We start from the raw sequence: 18396 nt of genomic DNA, 5'->3' as shown, positions 1-18396 counted from the left end.
AAATAATAATTAATACTTGAACAGGATAATTGTGTGAATTCAAAAATGTTAGGCTCGATAGCCATTGTCGCGGGGACCGCCATTGGCGCGGGAATGTTAGCCTTACCCTTAGCCACAGCCGCTTTAGGCATGGTGCCAGCCATTTTATTAATGGTGGTGATTTGGGGCTTGTCAGCCTATACCTCATTGTTAATGCTTGAAATTAACCTGCGCTCTGGCGTCGGTGATAACGTCCACGCCATCACGGGCAAACTCCTCGGTAAGAAAGGCCAAATGGTGCAAGGCGCCTCCTTTCTCAGTTTACTCTTTGCTTTAACAGCAGCGTATTTGACGGGCGGCTCATCGCTGTTAGTGCTTAAAGCCAAAAATATGTTCGACCTCGTGTTAGACAACCAGCTTGCGGTCGTGCTGTTTACCTTAGTGCTGGGTGGATTTGCGGCCTTAGGGGTGGCTTGGGTCGATAAAGCCTCGCGTTTCTTGTTTTCGCTGATGATTTTATTGCTGATTGTGGTCGTGCTGTTCCTGTTACCCGAAGTCAGTATCTCGAGTATGGCAACCAGTGCAGTGGCCGAATCCATGACCAGTAGTTGGATGGCGGCGATTCCTGTAGTGTTTACTTCTTTCGGTTTCCACGTGTGTATCGCGACCTTAGTGCGTTATTTAGATGGCGATGCCGTTTCACTGCGCAAAGTATTGCTCATCGGTTCAACCATTCCACTCGCTTGTTATATCTTCTGGTTATTGGTGACCTTAGGCACAGTCGGTGGCACTGAAGTCAGCAGCTTTAACGGCTCTTTACCTGCGCTTATCAGTGCATTACAAGAGATTGCCCACACGCCTTGGATCAGCAAATGTATTTCGCTGTTTGCGGATTTAGCCTTAATCACCTCTTTCCTTGGGGTAACCTTAAGTCTGTATGATTTTGTGGCCGAACTGACCCGCGCGAAGAAGACCTTCCTCGGCCGCGCTCAAACCTGGCTGTTAACCTTTGTGCCGCCGCTGTTGTGTGCGCTCTATGTTCCCGAAGGTTTTGTTGCGGTATTAGGGTTTGCCGCCGTGCCGCTGGTGGTGATGATTATCTTCCTGCCGATCGTGATGGCATTGCGTCAGCGCCAAGCTGCGCCGCAGGGATATCAAGTGTCCGGCGGCACATTTGCCCTCGGGATCGCGGGTCTGCTAGGGGCGGTGATTATCGGCGCTCAGTTATTTGTCGCGCTGTAACTGAAGGCCGTTTAGCGCGCTGATACGGCAGAGTTAAACCGATAAACTATGTTGAATGTATTTGCTTTGTAAGCGAATTTTTCTAACTCTGTTATAGAGTGCGTGCGATATGCTAAAGTCAGGCCCAGTGCCTGACTTTTTGCTTTTTAGCGTTAACCAAAGCGGCATGTAATCCCAATAAATATAAGAAATGGCCTCGCAAGCGCTCGGCTTTCTTCACCTAAAACGGACTTAAGATAATGAAAAAATGGTTACTCTCAGTTGCCGTGGCGGCGAGTTTTGCCTCCCATGCCGATGAAGGCATGTGGCAGCCACACCAATTGCCCGCAATGGCCGATGAGCTGAAAGCGAAAGGCTTAGAGATTGATGCAAAATCGATTTCCAAATTGACCGAATTCCCCATGAATGCCGTGATTAGCCTAGGTGGTTGTACGGCATCTTTTGTTTCGCCAAAAGGCTTAGTCGTGACAAACCACCACTGCGCCTATGGTTCGATTCAATACAACTCGACTCCAGAGAAAAACCTGTTACAGGACGGTTTCTTAGCTAAGACCTTTGCCGATGAATTACCCGCGGCGCCAGGTTCTCGCGTTTATGTCACCGAAGATGTGACCAACGTGACTGAGCGCGTTAACGCAGGGCTTGAAAACAAAACGGGCCGTGAGTTTTATCAAGGCGTTGAGAATCAAGAAAAAGCACTCGTTGCCGAGTGTGAAAAGGATGAAGGCTACCGCTGCCAAGTGTATAGCTTCCACGGTGGCTTAGAATACTATCTGGTAAAACAGTTAGAAATCCGCGACGTACGTTTAGTCTATAACCCTGCGGGCAGCGTTGGTAAATACGGCGGTGACGTCGATAACTGGATGTGGCCGCGCCACACGGGCGACTTTTCTTTCTACCGCGCCTATGTGTCTAAAACCGGTAAACCTGCCGAATTTAGCGCCGACAACGTGCCGTACGAGCCAAAGAGCTTCTTAAAAGTTTCGGCCAAAGGCGTGAGTGAAGGGGATTTTGTGATGGTGGCGGGTTACCCCGGCCGTACCAACAGATACCGCACCGCGAACGAAGTGCAAAATCAGTTCGAATGGGCTTACCCAGAAGGCAAGATGCTGCGCGAACGTTTTATTGAAATCATTAAAGAAACCGCGCCAGAAGGCAGCGACGAGCGCATTAAGTACGAGAGCCAAATCGCTGGCTTAGCGAACTACGCTAAAAACTTTACCTCTATGATCGAGTTTTATGGCAAATCCACCATGTTAGCCGACCGCAAGGCCCGTGAAGCCGAGCTCGCTGCATGGATTGCTAAAGACGGCAGCCGCGAAGCCAAATACGGTAAAACCTTAAGCGAATTAGACGCGCTGATCGCCAAGAGCAAAGCCCATCAAGAACGGGATATGATTTTAAGCTACATTGGCAACACTACTATGGTGCCAACGGCGACCAACCTGTACCGTTTAGCCTATGAGAAGCAACTGCCTGATATGCAACGCGAACCCGGCTTCCAAGACCGCGATATGACGCGTTTCAAGGCGAGCATGGAACGTATCGACCGCCGTTATGCGCCAAGTGTGGATAAGGCCGTACTCTTGGATATGCTTAAACGTTATGCCGCATTACCTGAGGCGCAGCGTTTACCTGCTATGGATAAAGCCTTTGGTATCGATAAAAAGGTTAACGAAGCTAAACTGGCGAAAACCTTAGACAAAATGTACGCCAAAACCGAGCTGGGCAACAAAGATGTGCGTTTAGCTTGGATGGAAAAATCCGTTGATGATTTCAAAGCCTCTAAAGATCCTTTTATTCAATTCGCCGTGGCCATGTATGACACCAACATGAGCGAAGAGAAGAAAGAGAAAGAGTTAGATGGCGAGCTGATGAAAGTACGTCCGCAATATATGGATGCCATCATTGCCTATAACCGTGAGCAAGGTAAGCCAGTGTACGCAGATGCGAACTCTAGCCTGCGCGTGACCGTTGGCCATGTTAAAGGTTATGAACCTAAAGATGGTTTAGTGGCTAAGCCCTTTACTCGCCTCGAAGGCATAGTGCAAAAAGACACTGGCGTTGACCCATTCGATGCGCCGAAAAAGCAGTTAGAGCTTATCAAGCAGAAGCAATACGGTGATTTCTATGTGAAAGCCATCGATTCTGTGCCGGTAAACTTCCTGTCGACCTTAGACACAACAGGCGGTAACTCTGGCTCACCAACCCTGAACGGCCGCGCTGAATTAGTAGGTTTACTGTTCGATGGCGTGTATGAAAGCATCATCGGTGACTGGGCGTACGACGACAATATTAACCGTTCAATCCAAGTCGATAGCCGTTATATGCTGTGGGTGATGAAGTATTTAGATAATGCCGACAATCTATTAGCTGAGATGGAAATCGTTAAGTAATCCATCTCCGCATCGTACAGATGCGGCAAGTATGATTGCAAAGCCGCTTATGTCATATGATTTAGGTGATAACTGGCTAGCAATCGCAAGACAATAAAAAAGCGATAAGCCAATGTGGTTTATCGCTTTTTTGTTTTCAGAGGTTTGAAAGCGTTTCGAGTGAACTAATGTATAAAGCATTGCATTAACGTAAGCGTATAGCTGAGGCGGAGCCATGGTATTCACTCGCCGACGCGCAGCAAGTCCATCCGTGGATGCTCGACCGCCCCATCCATGGGGCGGACGGTCGTCTCGCTAATTACCATGGTTCTCCTGTTTAACATCGGTGTGGCCTGTTTGTTTTAAAGAAGATAGTGACTCGTTTTGAGACGAAAGCGTCATAGACCCTTTGCTCTAACACGTCTGTTTCGGATTAAAATTTCATGGGTAACGCCCGCACAAACGCGAGCAACTTGTTGTGAGTCGAGCCGCAAAGCGGCGTTTTGATGGCGATGGTTATATGCACGTATTACTAATTAATGCATTTTGCTTTTTAATTTCACTAGCATTTTTTTCTGTTTCTGCAATTGCTAAGTCAATTTTAGCTTTTTTACATTTATCAGATAGCTCTTTACTAGCTAAGTAACTCTGATCCTTTTGAAACTGAGCCATGCCTTCTACACCGTTATATTGATCTCTATCTACGGGGTTTCTATCTTTTTGATAAGGTGGTGGTTGAGTTGCACCACAAGCTGATAACAAAACTATCAGCGAAACTGGAATTAATTTATTGAACAATGCTTGTACTCCTTGTGTATATAACGCCTCAAACAGGGGCGCGCGGTAGCGCGTCCCGCCCGAAGGGCCTTGCTGCTTTGACTTGTTATGAGCTGGCCGCTACTTAAGAAATTCATTTTCATCTATATCAGCCAACCCAATTTCATTTAGTGGTATTTCAAAGGATTCCGCTTGTTGTTGCATTAAAGTAACAACACGATGGAACGCCATCATGTATCCAGTTTTGAAATTTTCCTCATTGGTTCCCTTTGCGGCCATATGATCCTTGATTGCTTCGCGCGCATACTCTTTTGTGATTGACCCGAGATCGCCAAGGTAATTCTTATACTTTTCATCTTCCATACTTCGATCTCTTAAATCTCATAACATTTTATTAGTGCGCATGCGCATTTACCTTGTTAGACCAGTAAAAACGCGCACGGTTAACTATCTGTATGCAAAGAATTTATCAGCTTTCTGCCAAATACACTATCTGGAAAAACGCGCATGCGCGTTTTCCAAACCTATTAACTAAAATTCAGTCACTATATTTAACTGATTTTATAGAGTTTTATTTATTTCGGTTGGAGTTAGTGCGCACTGTTCTTGTCTTAAAATCATACAAAAATACCTAAATTTAAATATGACTGTATACCCATACATTGTTAGTCGATTTCTGGTATGGCCAAACTTAGGCAAATAGTTAAGAATTTGTATGGCAACTGGAGTGGGTATTTTCGATTGAGCTAACGAGCCGAAACATGGAATGGGGCATAAAAATTTTAGCCAGATGAACAGTTCAATGGTCGTAAAGATTGGCATTGTTGCAATTTAATCTGGCCAGTATCTTGGTGCAATTTTCACTGATATTAACACGCTTGTCGTTGTGAATATTTAAAGATGGGTGTCTTCATCTTCTTTAGCTCAAATTACTGAGTTTTGAATGAAAATCTCTATAGATTAACGCTCAAAGCAGCCGCGCAGTAAGCGTCGGCTGCGTTTGTTATGTGAATTATTCACTGTAACGACGGATAATAGAGACTTTACCATTTTCAAGTTCAAGCACATCTAGGGCAATTTTGCTGTAGTTAAACTCTGAACCATCTGGTCGCTTACCTTTAGCAGAAAACTTTTGCTTGATAGAGACGGCATTGAAACCATATTGATAGTCGATGAGTTCCGATTTGTACTCTGTGTTAACGCCAAGGTAGTAGCTCATACCTTTACGCAGCATAGCTTTGCCATTTGGTTCACGCGAATCATCGGGTGCATTGGGAAAATGCTGATATCCAACGTCATCTGTAAGAAAGGATAAATAGTGTTCAATGTTTTCCGTTGTAGCATTTGATTGCTGAGTCATTACCTCTGCTTGGTAATACGCTTTAACGAATGCATCATAGTCAAAATCATCAGCAAGAGTACTGGCACTGAACAAAGCTGCACTTGCAAAGTAGATAAATAATTTCTTCATGAAAACTCCTTTTTCATAAATGAACATAACGTTATTTTATTCGTTCCTATGCTCACTTTCTCGTTAGAACTGTGAAAATGCTTACAGTTAACTATCTGTAGGCTAGGAAGTTATCGAGCTTAAAAATAGACTACTCATTTTTAATCACCAACATAATGCACTTTCGATTTGCCTACAACACACTCAGGGGAAAATGACTTGAATATAAGGCGACAGAAGTCGGATTATGACATCAGAACCAATAATGGCATTAGTGACTGATTTAAAAGGATCGTTCAAGGCTTATCTGAGTTCAGCAAGGATATGGAATATAAACGCTTGTTCAATGCTGAATCAAGTATAGATGGAGGTGATTCCACGCTATTTAAAGAAGGATATCTCAGTATTTCCCGTATTTCCTTTTCAATAAAAAGTATTACTTTTATGTCGTTTAATACCTAGGTAAAAAATTTTATCGTATTATCCCGTCACTATTTTTTATCTAGTTAGTTGGTTCGCGAGGGCTAACTTTCCCTACGGAAAAGGATTTTTTATGGGACATAAGACGTTACTGAGTGCTGTATTTTTGACTGCGACCTGCGGTGTCGCCACTTTTGCGGTGAATGCTGAATCACTGTTTACTCCCTTTCCTGACGCCAAATCGCCTGAAGAAAAGCGCATCCACTATACGCCCTTTGAGCTTATCACCGCAGTGAATGGTGACAAGTTCAATTTGTTGCCTGTATCGGGGAAATTGACTCGACAAAGCGTTGAGTTGCCAGAGGGATATAGTCCCGAGCATGTAATCAATAACTATTTGGCACAGCTTAAAAAACTGAATGCTGAAGTGTTATTTAGCTGCAAGGCCGCCACCTGTGGTAATGGTCAAGCCATGCAAACTCAGCTAAAGCCACTTAAAAGCGTGAATGCCGACTATCACAGTGCTTATGCGGCGGCAAAACTGAAAGGCTCTCGCGGTGAGGTTTACACCAGTATCTATGTCGTCAATCGGGAGGATAGATACACCTACCTGCAGGTCGATATCCTCGACGCTATCCCTGGGCCGCTGGATTTGATCCAAGCGAATGGTGACTTTTTACAGCAGGCGCCGAAGGACATTGAGATTAAAGATAGGCGTAGTGACGATGCTCAAGGCGCGACCGACCATCCTTTATTAGGGCGCATGCCCGGCAGTTATATTACCAGTTACAAACAAACTAACTTTACCCAAGTGCCTGTATTGGTGGGGATCTCGGGCGCAGATTATCAAACCAAATCGCTGGACGCCAAGCTTACCCAAATAACTTATCACATGCCTGAAAGCTACTCGTTGTTTGAAATCAACAGCAATTACGCCGCAGCAGCACAAAAGCTGCAGGCTGAACGGGTGTTCCACTGTAAAGGTACGGCCTGCGGTGACGATGATAACCTGATTAATGCCATCAAATTAATCAAGGATGATAAAGAAGACGAATGGCAGGAGTATCAGCTGTTTAAGCTGAGTCACGCCAAGGGAGATGTTTACTTCGATATCTATTCCCAAGGATATTTTGATGGCACACCTGCCGATACTACGCTCAGGGTAATGGAACTTTCTAGTCTGAAGGATGATCGTGTGGCGATTGACCTCGATGCCTTGACCGATGCGATTAGCCAAACAGGCAAGGCGACGTTAGAGGGATTGTTGTTTGATTATGACAGTGAGCGTATGTTGCCTGAGTCCAAGCCTGTACTCGAGGTTCTCGCGAGTTATCTTAAGCAGAACCCCATGTTGAGTTTCTATGTGGTAGGTCATACCGATGACAAGGGGGAGCGGAGTTACAATCAAAGCCTGTCGGAGCGCCGCGCCGCAGCTGTGATTAAGCAGTTGAGTGACGGGTTTAAAATTCCATCGGCCCAATTAACTGCCCACGGTAACGGGGAATACAGCCCTGTGGCCAGTAACACTAATGATGCCGGACAAAAGTTGAATCGCAGAGTGGAGTTAGTGCTACGTTCCGATAAAAAGTAGCTCAATTTCAAAAGTTTGAAAGACTACTTTGGCTTCATCAACAACGCCTGAGTCATCTCAGGCGTTTCTATCTTCATTGGCGTTTATTGGCAGATATTGTTCACGCAGGCATTGTCTCAAATTGAGGTTAACTGCTTGAGTGCATTCACCACTTATCCTCACTAAATCGTTACTGCGGCTTTAAGCGCTGTAACTTCCTCTGGGCTGAGTGGGCGCATTTCGCCTTCGGCTAAGGAGCCTAGCGTTAATGTCATTAACGCGACGCGTTGTAAGTCAATCACCTTATAACCTAAGGCGTTGGACATGCGCCGAATCTGGCGATTTAACCCTTGGGTAAGCACAATTTCAAAACGGTCTGCACTTAACCGTGTGACTTGGCAGGGGAGTGTGCGCACCTCTTTATATTGCACGCCGCTAGCCATTTGTTCGATAAAGGCATCGTTGAAGGGTCTATCGAGTTGCACATGATAAGTTTTACTGTGGACAAAACTAGGGTGCATCAGTTTATGGGTGAGTTCGCCATCGTTGGTGAGCAGCAATAAACCACGGGAATCCTTGTCTAATCTGCCCACTGGGTAGAGTCTTGGTGCAGTTGGCAGTAAATGTAGCAAACTGGATTTATCGGCGTCTAACAAACGGCAATCAGTGCCTATGGCTTTATTGAAGATCCAATAGTTGAGCGCTTCGGCGCCCGATATGGGCTTTTCATCTAAGCAGAGGCGAGCAAGACATTGGCCGTCAGCATCGAAATGCACGGCATCGGTATGCTTTGCTATCTTGCCATTGAGGCTGATGCGTCCGGCCTCAATCAAGCGGCAGGCTTCACGGCGTGAACTAATGCCGCATTGGGCAAGGTATTTGGCAAGACGCATAAATGACTAAGCTAAAACGGGTGATGGACTTGGGCGCGATAATACAGGATTTTGGATAAACGGCGCATGGCAAATGCGAGGCTTAAGCACCAAATAATATTAAGGTTCGTTTGCAGCCACATATTGGCGGCAACAAAACAGAAGTGATTGCCTGTCTCGCAGGGCGGGAAATCCAGTTGGCTCCAGTCCAGTTGTAAGCTCAGGCTAACGGCACTGATAAAGCTCAATAAGCTTAAGTAAAACAAGGGTCTTGGGCAGATAAGCTTAGGCACGATTCCCGCGATAATCACCAAGGCATGCAGGGTTAGCGTACTTAACAGATAACTTGTAGAAACCAGCCTGTGCATGGTTAAAAAGTTAATCGGGAAAATCCCCATCAAAATCACCGAGGTGCCAACCCAGGCGCCGGTGAGCGCAATATATTGGCTAAAGGTGTCGAGTTTAAGTAAGTAGAGCCCAGCCATAGAGACCAACATACAAATCCCTGCGGCGAGTAATCCGAGGTTAAACACATAGGCGAGGGGCGAGTTGATATAGTCACCGAGAAAATCGGCACGCATAAACAGGGCGGGAGTACCCACGGTTTGATATTCGCCGTAGAGTGCGATGATAACCCCGGTGGCACTTAGCAGCGCAGCGCCCACAATCAACCAAGTGATCAGGCGATGTAAGTCGTAAAAACTGGGTTCATGCTGCGGATTCATATTGTTATGGATGCATTTTGTGGTGAATGACTATGCCGTAAATTAAGCTTAATACCGCGCGAATAACCCGCAGTAACTTGCCTGAATCCGAAACTGATGGCAAGTCTTGGCCTGATTTGATCTTTAGGCAGATAAAAACAAAGGGAGCGAATGGCTCCCTTGGTGTTATCGACAGTCGAATAAGGTTAGTGGCGCTTACGGAAAATCACAATCGCAATCGCGACAGCCGCTAGGATCATACAGTACCAAGCGTGGGATACGGCCGCCAGCGGTGTGATGCTAAAGGTTGAAGCGATCAGCAGTGCTTGGGCGCCATAGGGAATTAACCCTTGGATAATACAGGCAAAAATATCGAGTACACTGGCCGCACGCTTGGGGCTAACACCGTGTTTTTCAGCCAGATCTTTAGCAATATCTCCCGTCACAACGATAGACACTGTGTTGTTGGCAACGCAGCTGTTGGTGACGGCCACAATCCCTGCCATGCCTAATTCGGCCGCGCGGCATGAGGCTTCGCCTTGAGCTTTTGAGAAACGGGTGATGAGCTTTTCAATCTGCTTGCTTACAAAGGCTAAACCACCTTGTTGCTGCATCAGCGCGGCTAAACCACCTACTAACATCGACAGGATGAAGATTTCCTGCATATTGCTAAAGCCCGCGTAGATATCCTTACCAAATTGGATAACGCCATAGTCCATGGTCAGGAATCCCGCGGCGCCCGCCAGCAGAATGCCTAAGGTCAAGACGACGAACACGTTTAACCCTGCGACTGCTAATACCAGAATCGTCAGGTAAGGAATCACCTTGATAAAGTCGATATCCTGAGCGGCTAGATCGGCTTGGCCTTGGCCTGCAATCACAAAGGCGATAAAGGTCAGCAGTGAAGCTGGGATTGCAAAAATCAGGTTCTCGCGGAATTTATCTTTCATATCACAGCCTTGAGTACGAGTGGCCGCAATAGTGGTATCCGAAATAATCGAGAGGTTATCGCCAAACAGTGCGCCAGACATCACGGCGCCCGCCATCAGGGCATAATCAATTTGTGCCTGATCGGCAACGCCTAAGGCGATAGGTGCCACGGCGGCGATTGTGCCCATTGAGGTACCCATTGCGGTGGCAATAAAGGCGGCAATCACAAAAAAGCCGGGCAGTAATAGGTTTGAAGGAATAAGGGATAAACCTAAGGCAACGGTCGCATCGACACCACCAGTGGCTTTCGCTACCGCAGCAAAACCGCCAGCCAGCAAGTAAATCAAACACATAGCAATAATATTGCTGTGGCCAATACCGCCGATAAAGGTATCAATCGCTTGATTGAGTTTTTGTTTTGATAATACCAAGGCCAGAATTATGGCTGGCAGAATGGCAATCACACTCGGTAATTGATAGAAGGCAAAGTCTACACCTTGGCTTTGGAAATAGACGCCTGCGCCAATAAACAGACTTAAAAAAACGAATAAGGGTAACAGGGCAATAAAGGATGCCGGGCTACTCGGTGCAGTGGTTTGGGCTGATTGACTCAATGTAATGTCTCTTTTACTCGGCGGGTTGTCCGCGGGATCCTTGGCAGTCGAACTCGCTTAAAATCTATGCCGCTTTGGCATCATATCCTAGCAACTTGGTGCCAAGCATATTGGATTGCCATTTTACTGTCAATCTAGACGTCTAGATGTTTTTACTTCCGTTGTGATCTGTTCGTTAAAAAGAGGTTTAAATCGTGGTGGATAGCCATTTTAGACCTTATTAATCAACCTATTATCTATAGTGCTTTTTTCGAAAAGATACAGGGCATGAAAGCTGTATAGGGGGTGACCTGTAACAAATGCCATGGTGAGTATAGCCTTTAGGCAGAAATGTGCCGATTTAGGCCATTAGCCGATTGCATAGCAAAAAAATATTAATTCAACATTAATTTGTAACATCATGTTTTAACTGAAATATCCTTATTATTTGGTACTTTATCCAATAAAACACTAATGATAATGATTTGCGTTGTTTTTGTTGCTCTACTAGAATCGCCTCCCAATTATGTTAATAACTCTTTGGAGCTTTGTTTAAATGCGCACGTTTTCTCGTCATCGCCTGAGTTTAGTCGCTGCCTCTGTGTTAACACTCGGCATCTGCCACACTGCCACTGCAGGTGAAGATTTATTTGGTTATGTCAAAGGCGCTGAGGCTATGCCTAAAGAAGCCATTGAACTCTATCAAAAAGTGACGTTGCGTAACGACAAAGGCCAAGGTACTTACCGTGGCATTAATTACGAGACTGAGCTGGAATACGGTGTGACCGACAAGTTTGCGGTATCGGGTTCGGCTAAGTTTATGTCTTTAGATACCAGCGGCTTAATCATCGATGGTTATCTGCCGAAAGAGAAAAACATTGGTTTTGCCACCTCTGGCGCTGAAGTCGGCTTAAGCTACATGTTTTTAAGCCCTGCTAAGGATGATATTGGTCTGTCTATGACCGCATCTTTAGACTATGACTGGATTGATGTGCACTCTGGTCAAGACAAAGACACCCTGTCACTCGATGTAGGCTTGCAGACTCAAAAGTACATGCTCGAAGGCGAGTTAATTTGGGTTGGCAACCTTGGCATGGAATCGACCTATGCTGACCGTGCACCAATTGCCAATTTGCCTGAAGACTTTGACTGGTCAACCGATCCTGAGATGGAACTGGAGCTGAAAATGGGCACTGGCCTGAGCTACCGTTTCGCCCCTAACTGGTTTATCAGTGCCGAAGTGTTATTCGAAACCGAATTTGAGACTGAAATTGGTCAAGAGCGTTGGTCATTCTTCGCCGGTCCCTCATTACACTACGGCAGTGCCGATTGGTGGGCGACTCTCACTTGGTTACCCCAGTTAAGTGGTGGCGGTGAGCAGTACGAAGGTCAAAAGGATACTAGCCTGCATCTGATTGAAAAAACGGAACAAGAAGTCAGATTAAAAGTGGCATTTAACTTCTAATTTGTACTTTACTCATAGGCAGGGCAGCGTTGCTCTGCCTGCGATGAATCAAGGTTTTGTTTTAAAACTAGGTATTGAAATGGCGCATACATATCTGAATAGCTTGTGGTTTATGCCAATGGTCGTCGTGGCCGCCCCTGCATTTTCTGCGGATTATTTAACAGTGGCCCAAGCGCAGGCGTTGATTTTTGATAAGGCAGCAGTATTTAGTGAGCGACCAACCTTACTGAGCTCCGATGCGAAAGATCAGATCAAAGATTTATCGGGCGTTCGCCAACGCCAAGATCAGCAACCTATCTGGAAAGTGGAAAAGGACGGTCAGTTTCTCGGTTGGTTTGTGGTGGATGATGTTGTCGGTAAACATGAGTATATTACCTACGCTATCGGCATTAGTCCGCAGGGCGCAGTGCTCGGGTTAGAAGTGCTCAGTTACCGCGAAACCCACGGCGGCCAAGTGCGTGAAGCGAGTTGGCGAGATCAGTTCCACGGTAAAACCCTCAAAGATCCCTTTAAACTCGATGAAGATGTCAGCAATATTAGTGGGGCCACATTAAGTTGCCGTAATTTACTCGATGGCGTAAAACGGTTACTTGTTATCCATCAACTCTTTTTGTCGCAGTCAGTCGCATAGTGATACGTAGAGCCAAACCCTTACTCGGGACCTTAGTCGAAATTGCCGCTGAGTCCGCTGCCGAGCACAATGCTCATCCTTCATTAGATGAGTCTGCCCTTCAAGCCGCTATAACAGCGGCTTTTTCGCGTGTGGCCCATATTGGCCGCTTACTCAGTTTTCACCAGCAGGATAGTGAGCTGAATTTACTGAATCGCCAGCCGGGGCAGTGGATAGCCTTAAGTCCTGATAGCCTGAGGGTGTTGAAGCTTGCTAAATGGTTTGGGCGAGCCAGTGACAACCTATTCAACTGCACTGTGGGCGGTGAGATGATGTCCCGCGGCGCTTTGCCCGCTTATCTTGGAATGCCGCTGTTGTTGCAGGGGGATTGGCGAGACATTGAGATCCAAGCGGATAAAGCCAGATTGGCTCGCCCACTGATTTTGACCTTAGATGGCATCGCTAAAGGCTATGCGGTCGATATGGCGGTCAGCGAGCTGCGCCGTGCGGGCGTGTGCGGTGGCTGGGTGAATGCGGGTGGCGATTTAAAAGTGTTTGGTAGCGCTTCATTAAATGTGTTGTGCCGTGGGCCGAATGGATTGAGTCAAAAGATCAACGTCAGCAATACCGCCTTTGCCAGTTCGCGGGTTTCCCAGCAGTTAAGCCACGATTACCCCGCGTTATTGTTACCGACGGGGAATTTAGACGAGCAGCAGTGTGTCGGCGACCAAGAAAGGGTTGTGAGTGTGCGGGCACCGTTTGCCTGGCGCGCCGATGCGTTAACCAAGGTGGCGGGATACCTTGACGATGCCACCGCCGCGACAAAAATTCAGCAGTTGGGTGGCGATTTAGTCAATTTCGCGCCCTAAGATGTGTCGATAAAGCTTTGCATTATTCTTTAGTATTTTTAACGATATAAATAAAAATGAAAAAATTAAGTGGTTATCCCAATTGGTTTTTCTGGTTGATCATTCTTGCCATCACAGTAACGGGCCTTACAGGCTTATTTATGCTGCCTTGGGTGATGGAGTTTAAACTGCAGTGGGATGTGGATTTTGGCTTGAGCGGGGATCTGCGTTTACCCGCGGTTGTGATGCATGTGCTACTCGGCTGGTTGATGCTCATCTTGCTCGGTGCACTGTGGCATAGCCATATCCGTGCAGGCTGGCGTAAAAAGCTTAACCATAAGAGTGGATTAGTGATGTCACTCAGTCTGTTGGCGCTGGCATTAACGGGCGTTGGGTTGTATTACTTAAGCTCAGAATCGGCACAGTTAGCCGCGAGTTTATTGCACACTTTTTTAGGGCTATTACTCTGTGGCGGCTTTGGCTGGCATTACTGGCACGGCCGGCAAATTCGGCAGCAATCCTTAACGCGTCAGCGTATCCTCTAATCCATAAAAAAGAGTGCCTAGGCACTCTTTTTTATCTGTCTTTGAGCGACGCAAAGTCAGGGACATCTGGGCGCGTTACTCGCCTTAAGCGACTTTAAAGCGTGACACTTCTTTTTGCAGATTGCTGCAAATGGTTTGGGTGTTGACGACGATTTGCTGAGTCTCTTGGATAACGGTATTGCAGTAGCGGGTCTTGTCAGACAACTCGGTCAAGTTACGATTGATTTCTTCGGTTACATGGGTTTGCTCTTCGGTGGCCGTAGCGGTTTGTGTCGACATCTCACTGACCTTAGAGGTGGAGTTCAGGATCTCATCTAAGGCATCCTGTGTCTGACTGGCGAGGGTCACAGTCGAGTTTGTGAGGCTGGCGCCCGATTCAATGCTCTTCACCGCATCATTTACACCCCGTTGTAACTCTTCAATCATTCGCTGAATATCTTGGGTCGAGGTTTCGGTGCGACTCGCCAGTGTCCGCACTTCATCGGCAACCACCGCAAAGCCTCGTCCTTGCTCACCCGCACGGGCTGCCTCAATGGCGGCGTTGAGGGCGAGTAGGTTAGTTTGCTCTGCAATCGAGCGGATAACATCCAATACCGAGGCGATATTGGCGGAATTCACTGAGAGTTTTTCGATAACCGCTACGGCTTGTTTCACCGACTCCGACAGTTGCTGAATATGGTTGACCGACTGGGTGAGAATGTTCTTACCTTCAATGGTTTGGTCGTTGACCTTAGTGATTTCGGTGGCGGTATGCAGGGCGTTGCTGGCCACCTCTCGCACCGCAGCGCTCATCTCATTCACCGCCGTGACTATGGTATCGACAAACTGTTCCTGCTCGTAACTGATGCCTATGGTGGTGGTTGATTTTGTCGCGAGGTTTTCAACAGTTTGGCTGACATCTTTGGTTTGGCTGATAATCGCGATAACCATTTGCTGCAATTGGGCCACGAACAAGTTAAAGGCATTGGCTAGCTCGCCAATTTCATCCTGACGTGTGATGGGGATTCGCTGGGTTAAGTTTCCGTCGCCATCGACAATATCCTTGATCCTGTCGGTAATATCGCGGATCGCATTGACTATGATTTTGGGGCCAAAGTAGGCAATCACGAGGGCGACTATCGCGACTAAGGTGGCTATGGTGACCGAAATTTGGGTTTGCGTGGTGGCCTGCTCTGAGGCCTGTAAATCCAGTTCTTTAACGCGGTTATCGGCGGCTTCACCGGCGGCGTTGTAGATACTCCTTAAGGCCTTAAACTCTTTTTTAGATTTGTTTTCATGGAGTTGTCTTGCCAGTTCAAAGTCATTGTTTTTCACAGCATTGATCACTTCCGATGAGGCTTGATACCAGAGTGAAAATTGCGCCTCAAAACCGCTGGTGGACTTGATAACTTCTAAATGGTCTTGCAGATAATTTTTAAATTCCCCCATGCGGTCGCGCGCTTGGTCGACGTTTTCCTGCCAGTTGTCTATCTCACTCTTACGGTTCTCGCTGCTGAGCTCGGGCCTAAGCAGTACTTCTTCACTCAGTTGTGCCTGATAGAGATCGCGGTCGGCGTTGAGAATAGCTGAAATTGCCGGATTAAATCGTTGGCTAAACTCCTGCATTTGCTTGAGGGTGGTGCGGTTTTGCATCGCATCCGTCACGGCCATCACAATTAAAGCTGTCGCCATAATGGCAAACATCAGCGAAAACTTGACTCTAATGCTATTAAACATGGGACTCTCCATAACTCTCTGACAAAACGACTTATTAAATAGCTTAGTCGCTATTTGGTTGTTTGCAGCAGCCTGCGAAAAGTCTGTATTAGAAGCGATGATAAAAAACGCCCCAAGATTTTGGGGCGTTGAGTTAAGCGATTTATTCGGTGCAGGCGATGGATGCTGGTGTTTTCTGTTTAGGTTTTACCTGCACTAACATCACCCCAAAGATGACCATAGCACCACCTATATAGTGATAAATCGCTAAGGTTTCATTCAAAATAATCGCCGCTAAGATTGCCGCGAGGATCGGCATCAAGTTGAAGAAAATGCTGGTGCGCTCGGCCCCTAACTTGCTGATGCCATTAATCCAGGCCCAAGGTGCGATGAGTGAAGCCCCCAGAGCGGCATAGAGTATTAACGGTGCGGCTTGGCTGCTAATGGCTGTACTTGGTGCGCTAAACAGCAGCGGGATTAACATCAACACCGCGATAATCCCTTGAATATACACTGACTCCCACGTCGATATCGGCAATTGCCAGCGTTTAAGCAATACCCCATAAAGTGCGTACACAAAGGCGCTGATGAGTAATAGTAAATCCCCTTGGGTCACGCCGATGGCAAGATTGGCCATATCGCCGTGGCTTAACATAAACACTAAGCCCAAGAGCGAAATCACTGTGCCACCAAAGACAAGAGGCGTCAGTCTTTGTTTGAGTAGTGGCACGGCCAAGAACAAGCTCACCATAGGCACTAGCGAGTTGATTAGGGCCATATTGGTCGCAGTTGTGGTTGCCGCCGCAAAATAAGCCAGGCTTTGGTTTAACACCATGCCTAAGGCGGCCAAGGTGGCGAGTTTGGGCAGTAATGGTGCAATCGTTTTACGCTTACGCCAGACGGGTTTTAGCATAAAAGGTGTTAATACTAGCATGGCAAAAAACCAGCGATAAAAGGCTATCGCTTCGGGGGCGATGATCCCAAAGGAGAGTTTGTTAACAATGGCGTTGCCCGCCCAAATCACGACGGCGAGAAGCGGAAATAAATACAGCATAGGTCAGTCTTAATTGGTGTGGAGACAGGGTTAGGCGAAGGGGCTTAAACCCGATGTTTTAGGCTGCTGCTATTATCTCTGGTCTTTTATGGTATAAATATCGCTTAAAAGACAATGTCAGTTCGTCGGCGGACAATCCTTTTTAAGTTTCAGCGTTCGCCTCGAATTTGCCAGCCTATTTTCGGAGTTCTGATGCGTCCCGTTTATCATCCGCTCAAGGCAGAACAAGCGCCTGTTGCCGATATTTTCTTCAACTATGAAGCGTTTCTCCCTAATACCATCACCCCAAAACACAGTCACACTTGGGGGCAGTTGCAGCTGATCAGCGGCGGTATTATGGAGCTGCATGCCGCAGGGCAGCGGTTTTTATCGCCATCCCAATATGCGATTTGGGTGCCTGCGGGGATTGAACATGAGAGCTTTACTCGCCGCAGTATCCATTATTGCTCGATGAATATAGTAGCTAGTCGTGCGGGGGCTTTTCCGGATGAAACCTGTCTGCTGGCGATCACGCCCATCGCACTGGCGATAGTGAACGACCTGAGGGAGCGGCAAATCAGAGTGGCTGAGAGCGACGCAGATAAACGTCTGGTTGAGGTGCTAATCGACCAGTTGATTTTAGGCCAGGCACAGCCGCAATTTTTACCCTCGAGTGGCGATAAATTATTACAGCCCATTTTGCAGCAACTCGAACTCGACCCCGCCAGCCAAAAGAGTCTTAAGAGTTGGGCAAGCGAGCTGCATACCACAGAGCGCACTCTGGCTCGGCGATGCCAAGACAGCCTTGGCATGAGTTTTACTGAGCTGCGGCAGCGACATAAGTTTATTTATTCATTACAGCTCTTGCGTGAAGGATTGGCAATCAAGGAGGTTGCACTGACCTTGGGCTATAACCAAACCTCACCTTATATTGTGATGTTTAAAAAATATGCCCAATATTCGCCTGAGCAATATCGCCGACAATTGGGATAAAAAAAGAGGGCGTGATAATCACCACGCCTTCTTGCTCATAAAGAGAGGATTTAAGGGATTTTTTACACAGGGATTAATCGGAGTTTTTCTGTCGATTCCGTTTATCCTGACGCTTCTCTTTTAAGGTTTTCATCGGCGGTTTTTTCGCTTTTTCTTTACTCATGACAATGACTCCTAACTGAATCTAAACTCAGCAAAGTGATACTCAGTAAAGTAAAACTTCATAAAATGAGACTATCGACTGTAGCGCCGCATTCTTACCGATAGTGTCGTTAATATTACCCGTCGGCAAAAT

The 18396-nt window shown here is 46.8% G+C and carries 16 protein-coding genes; 8 read left to right on the top strand and 8 right to left on the bottom strand.

Annotated features, from left to right (window positions below; all coding sequences use genetic code 11):
- Positions 1 to 45 precede the first annotated feature (45 nt).
- Positions 46 to 1221, top strand: coding sequence for an aromatic amino acid transport family protein (locus B5P39_RS07040; RefSeq protein WP_176399887.1), 1176 nt, complete (start codon positions 46 to 48; stop codon positions 1219 to 1221).
- A gap of 239 nt (positions 1222 to 1460) precedes the next feature.
- The gene (locus B5P39_RS07035) at positions 1461 to 3617 is read left to right on the top strand and encodes a S46 family peptidase (protein WP_088210950.1); all 2157 of its coding nucleotides are present in this window, start codon (positions 1461 to 1463) and stop codon (positions 3615 to 3617) included.
- Positions 3618 to 4112: 495 nt separating this feature from the next.
- Here B5P39_RS07035 and B5P39_RS07030 read toward each other — a convergent pair whose 3' ends face one another.
- The 3 genes from B5P39_RS07030 to B5P39_RS07020 form a co-directional block, all read right to left on the bottom strand.
- Positions 4113 to 4394: a hypothetical protein gene (locus B5P39_RS07030; protein WP_011718185.1), complete on the bottom strand. Its 282-nt coding sequence runs from the start codon at positions 4392 to 4394 to the stop codon at positions 4113 to 4115.
- Between the two features lie 99 nt (positions 4395 to 4493).
- Entirely contained in the window at positions 4494 to 4736 is a 243-nt protein-coding gene (locus tag B5P39_RS07025) for a hypothetical protein (protein ID WP_088210949.1), read from the bottom strand.
- A 649-nt stretch (positions 4737 to 5385) separates the two neighbouring features.
- Complete coding sequence (locus B5P39_RS07020; RefSeq protein WP_088210948.1) at positions 5386 to 5844, bottom strand: hypothetical protein; 459 nt, start codon at positions 5842 to 5844, stop codon at positions 5386 to 5388.
- 532 nt (positions 5845 to 6376) lie between these two features.
- Between B5P39_RS07020 and B5P39_RS07015 the strand changes: the two genes are divergently transcribed.
- Entirely contained in the window at positions 6377 to 7834 is a 1458-nt protein-coding gene (locus tag B5P39_RS07015; RefSeq protein WP_088210947.1) for an OmpA family protein, read from the top strand.
- Positions 7835 to 7995: 161 nt separating this feature from the next.
- Here the strand turns inward: B5P39_RS07015 and B5P39_RS07010 are convergent, their stop codons facing one another.
- From B5P39_RS07010 to B5P39_RS07000, 3 genes are all read right to left on the bottom strand, one after another.
- Positions 7996 to 8706, bottom strand: coding sequence for a 23S rRNA pseudouridine(2604) synthase RluF (locus B5P39_RS07010; protein WP_088210946.1), 711 nt, complete (start codon positions 8704 to 8706; stop codon positions 7996 to 7998).
- Between the two features lie 11 nt (positions 8707 to 8717).
- Positions 8718 to 9410, bottom strand: a complete 693-nt coding sequence (locus B5P39_RS07005; protein WP_088210945.1) for a hypothetical protein — start codon at positions 9408 to 9410, stop codon at positions 8718 to 8720.
- Positions 9411 to 9595: 185 nt separating this feature from the next.
- Entirely contained in the window at positions 9596 to 10933 is a 1338-nt protein-coding gene (locus tag B5P39_RS07000) for a Na+/H+ antiporter NhaC family protein (protein ID WP_088210944.1), read from the bottom strand.
- A 535-nt stretch (positions 10934 to 11468) separates the two neighbouring features.
- Between B5P39_RS07000 and B5P39_RS06995 the strand changes: the two genes are divergently transcribed.
- The 4 genes from B5P39_RS06995 to B5P39_RS06980 all read left to right on the top strand — a co-directional run bounded on the left by B5P39_RS06995 (position 11469) and on the right by B5P39_RS06980 (position 14380).
- A complete protein-coding gene (locus B5P39_RS06995) occupies positions 11469 to 12377 on the top strand; it encodes a DUF6662 family protein (protein WP_088210943.1) in 909 nt (302 codons plus the stop codon).
- 79 nt (positions 12378 to 12456) lie between these two features.
- Complete coding sequence (locus tag B5P39_RS06990) at positions 12457 to 13008, top strand: FMN-binding protein (RefSeq protein ID WP_088211138.1); 552 nt, start codon at positions 12457 to 12459, stop codon at positions 13006 to 13008.
- Positions 13008 to 13856 (top strand): FAD:protein FMN transferase, encoded by an 849-nt coding sequence (locus tag B5P39_RS06985; RefSeq protein WP_088210942.1) that lies wholly within the window; start codon positions 13008 to 13010, stop codon positions 13854 to 13856. The genes B5P39_RS06990 and B5P39_RS06985 overlap by 1 nt, the downstream gene beginning before the upstream one ends.
- 56 nt (positions 13857 to 13912) lie before the next feature.
- Positions 13913 to 14380 carry a hypothetical protein gene (locus B5P39_RS06980; protein WP_088210941.1) on the top strand — a complete coding sequence of 156 codons (468 nt, stop codon included), beginning with the start codon at positions 13913 to 13915 and terminating at the stop codon, positions 14378 to 14380.
- Between the two features lie 84 nt (positions 14381 to 14464).
- On the opposite strand, the gene B5P39_RS06975 is transcribed toward B5P39_RS06980, so the two are convergent.
- Positions 14465 to 16096: a methyl-accepting chemotaxis protein gene (locus tag B5P39_RS06975; protein ID WP_088210940.1), complete on the bottom strand. Its 1632-nt coding sequence runs from the start codon at positions 16094 to 16096 to the stop codon at positions 14465 to 14467.
- 142 nt (positions 16097 to 16238) lie between these two features.
- On the bottom strand, positions 16239 to 17129 hold the full coding sequence (locus B5P39_RS06970) for a DMT family transporter (protein ID WP_088210939.1): 891 nt from the start codon (positions 17127 to 17129) through the stop codon (positions 16239 to 16241).
- Between the two features lie 192 nt (positions 17130 to 17321).
- Between B5P39_RS06970 and B5P39_RS06965 the strand changes: the two genes are divergently transcribed.
- The gene (locus B5P39_RS06965; RefSeq protein ID WP_088210938.1) at positions 17322 to 18101 is read left to right on the top strand and encodes an AraC family transcriptional regulator; all 780 of its coding nucleotides are present in this window, start codon (positions 17322 to 17324) and stop codon (positions 18099 to 18101) included.
- Positions 18102 to 18396: the final 295 nt, after the last annotated feature.

Source organism: Shewanella sp. Shew256 (genome assembly GCF_002196695.1).
Taxonomy (GTDB): domain Bacteria; phylum Pseudomonadota; class Gammaproteobacteria; order Enterobacterales; family Shewanellaceae; genus Shewanella; species Shewanella mangrovisoli.
Note: the sequence above shows the minus strand (reverse complement) of the source record. Positions and strands in the feature narration are given on the sequence as shown.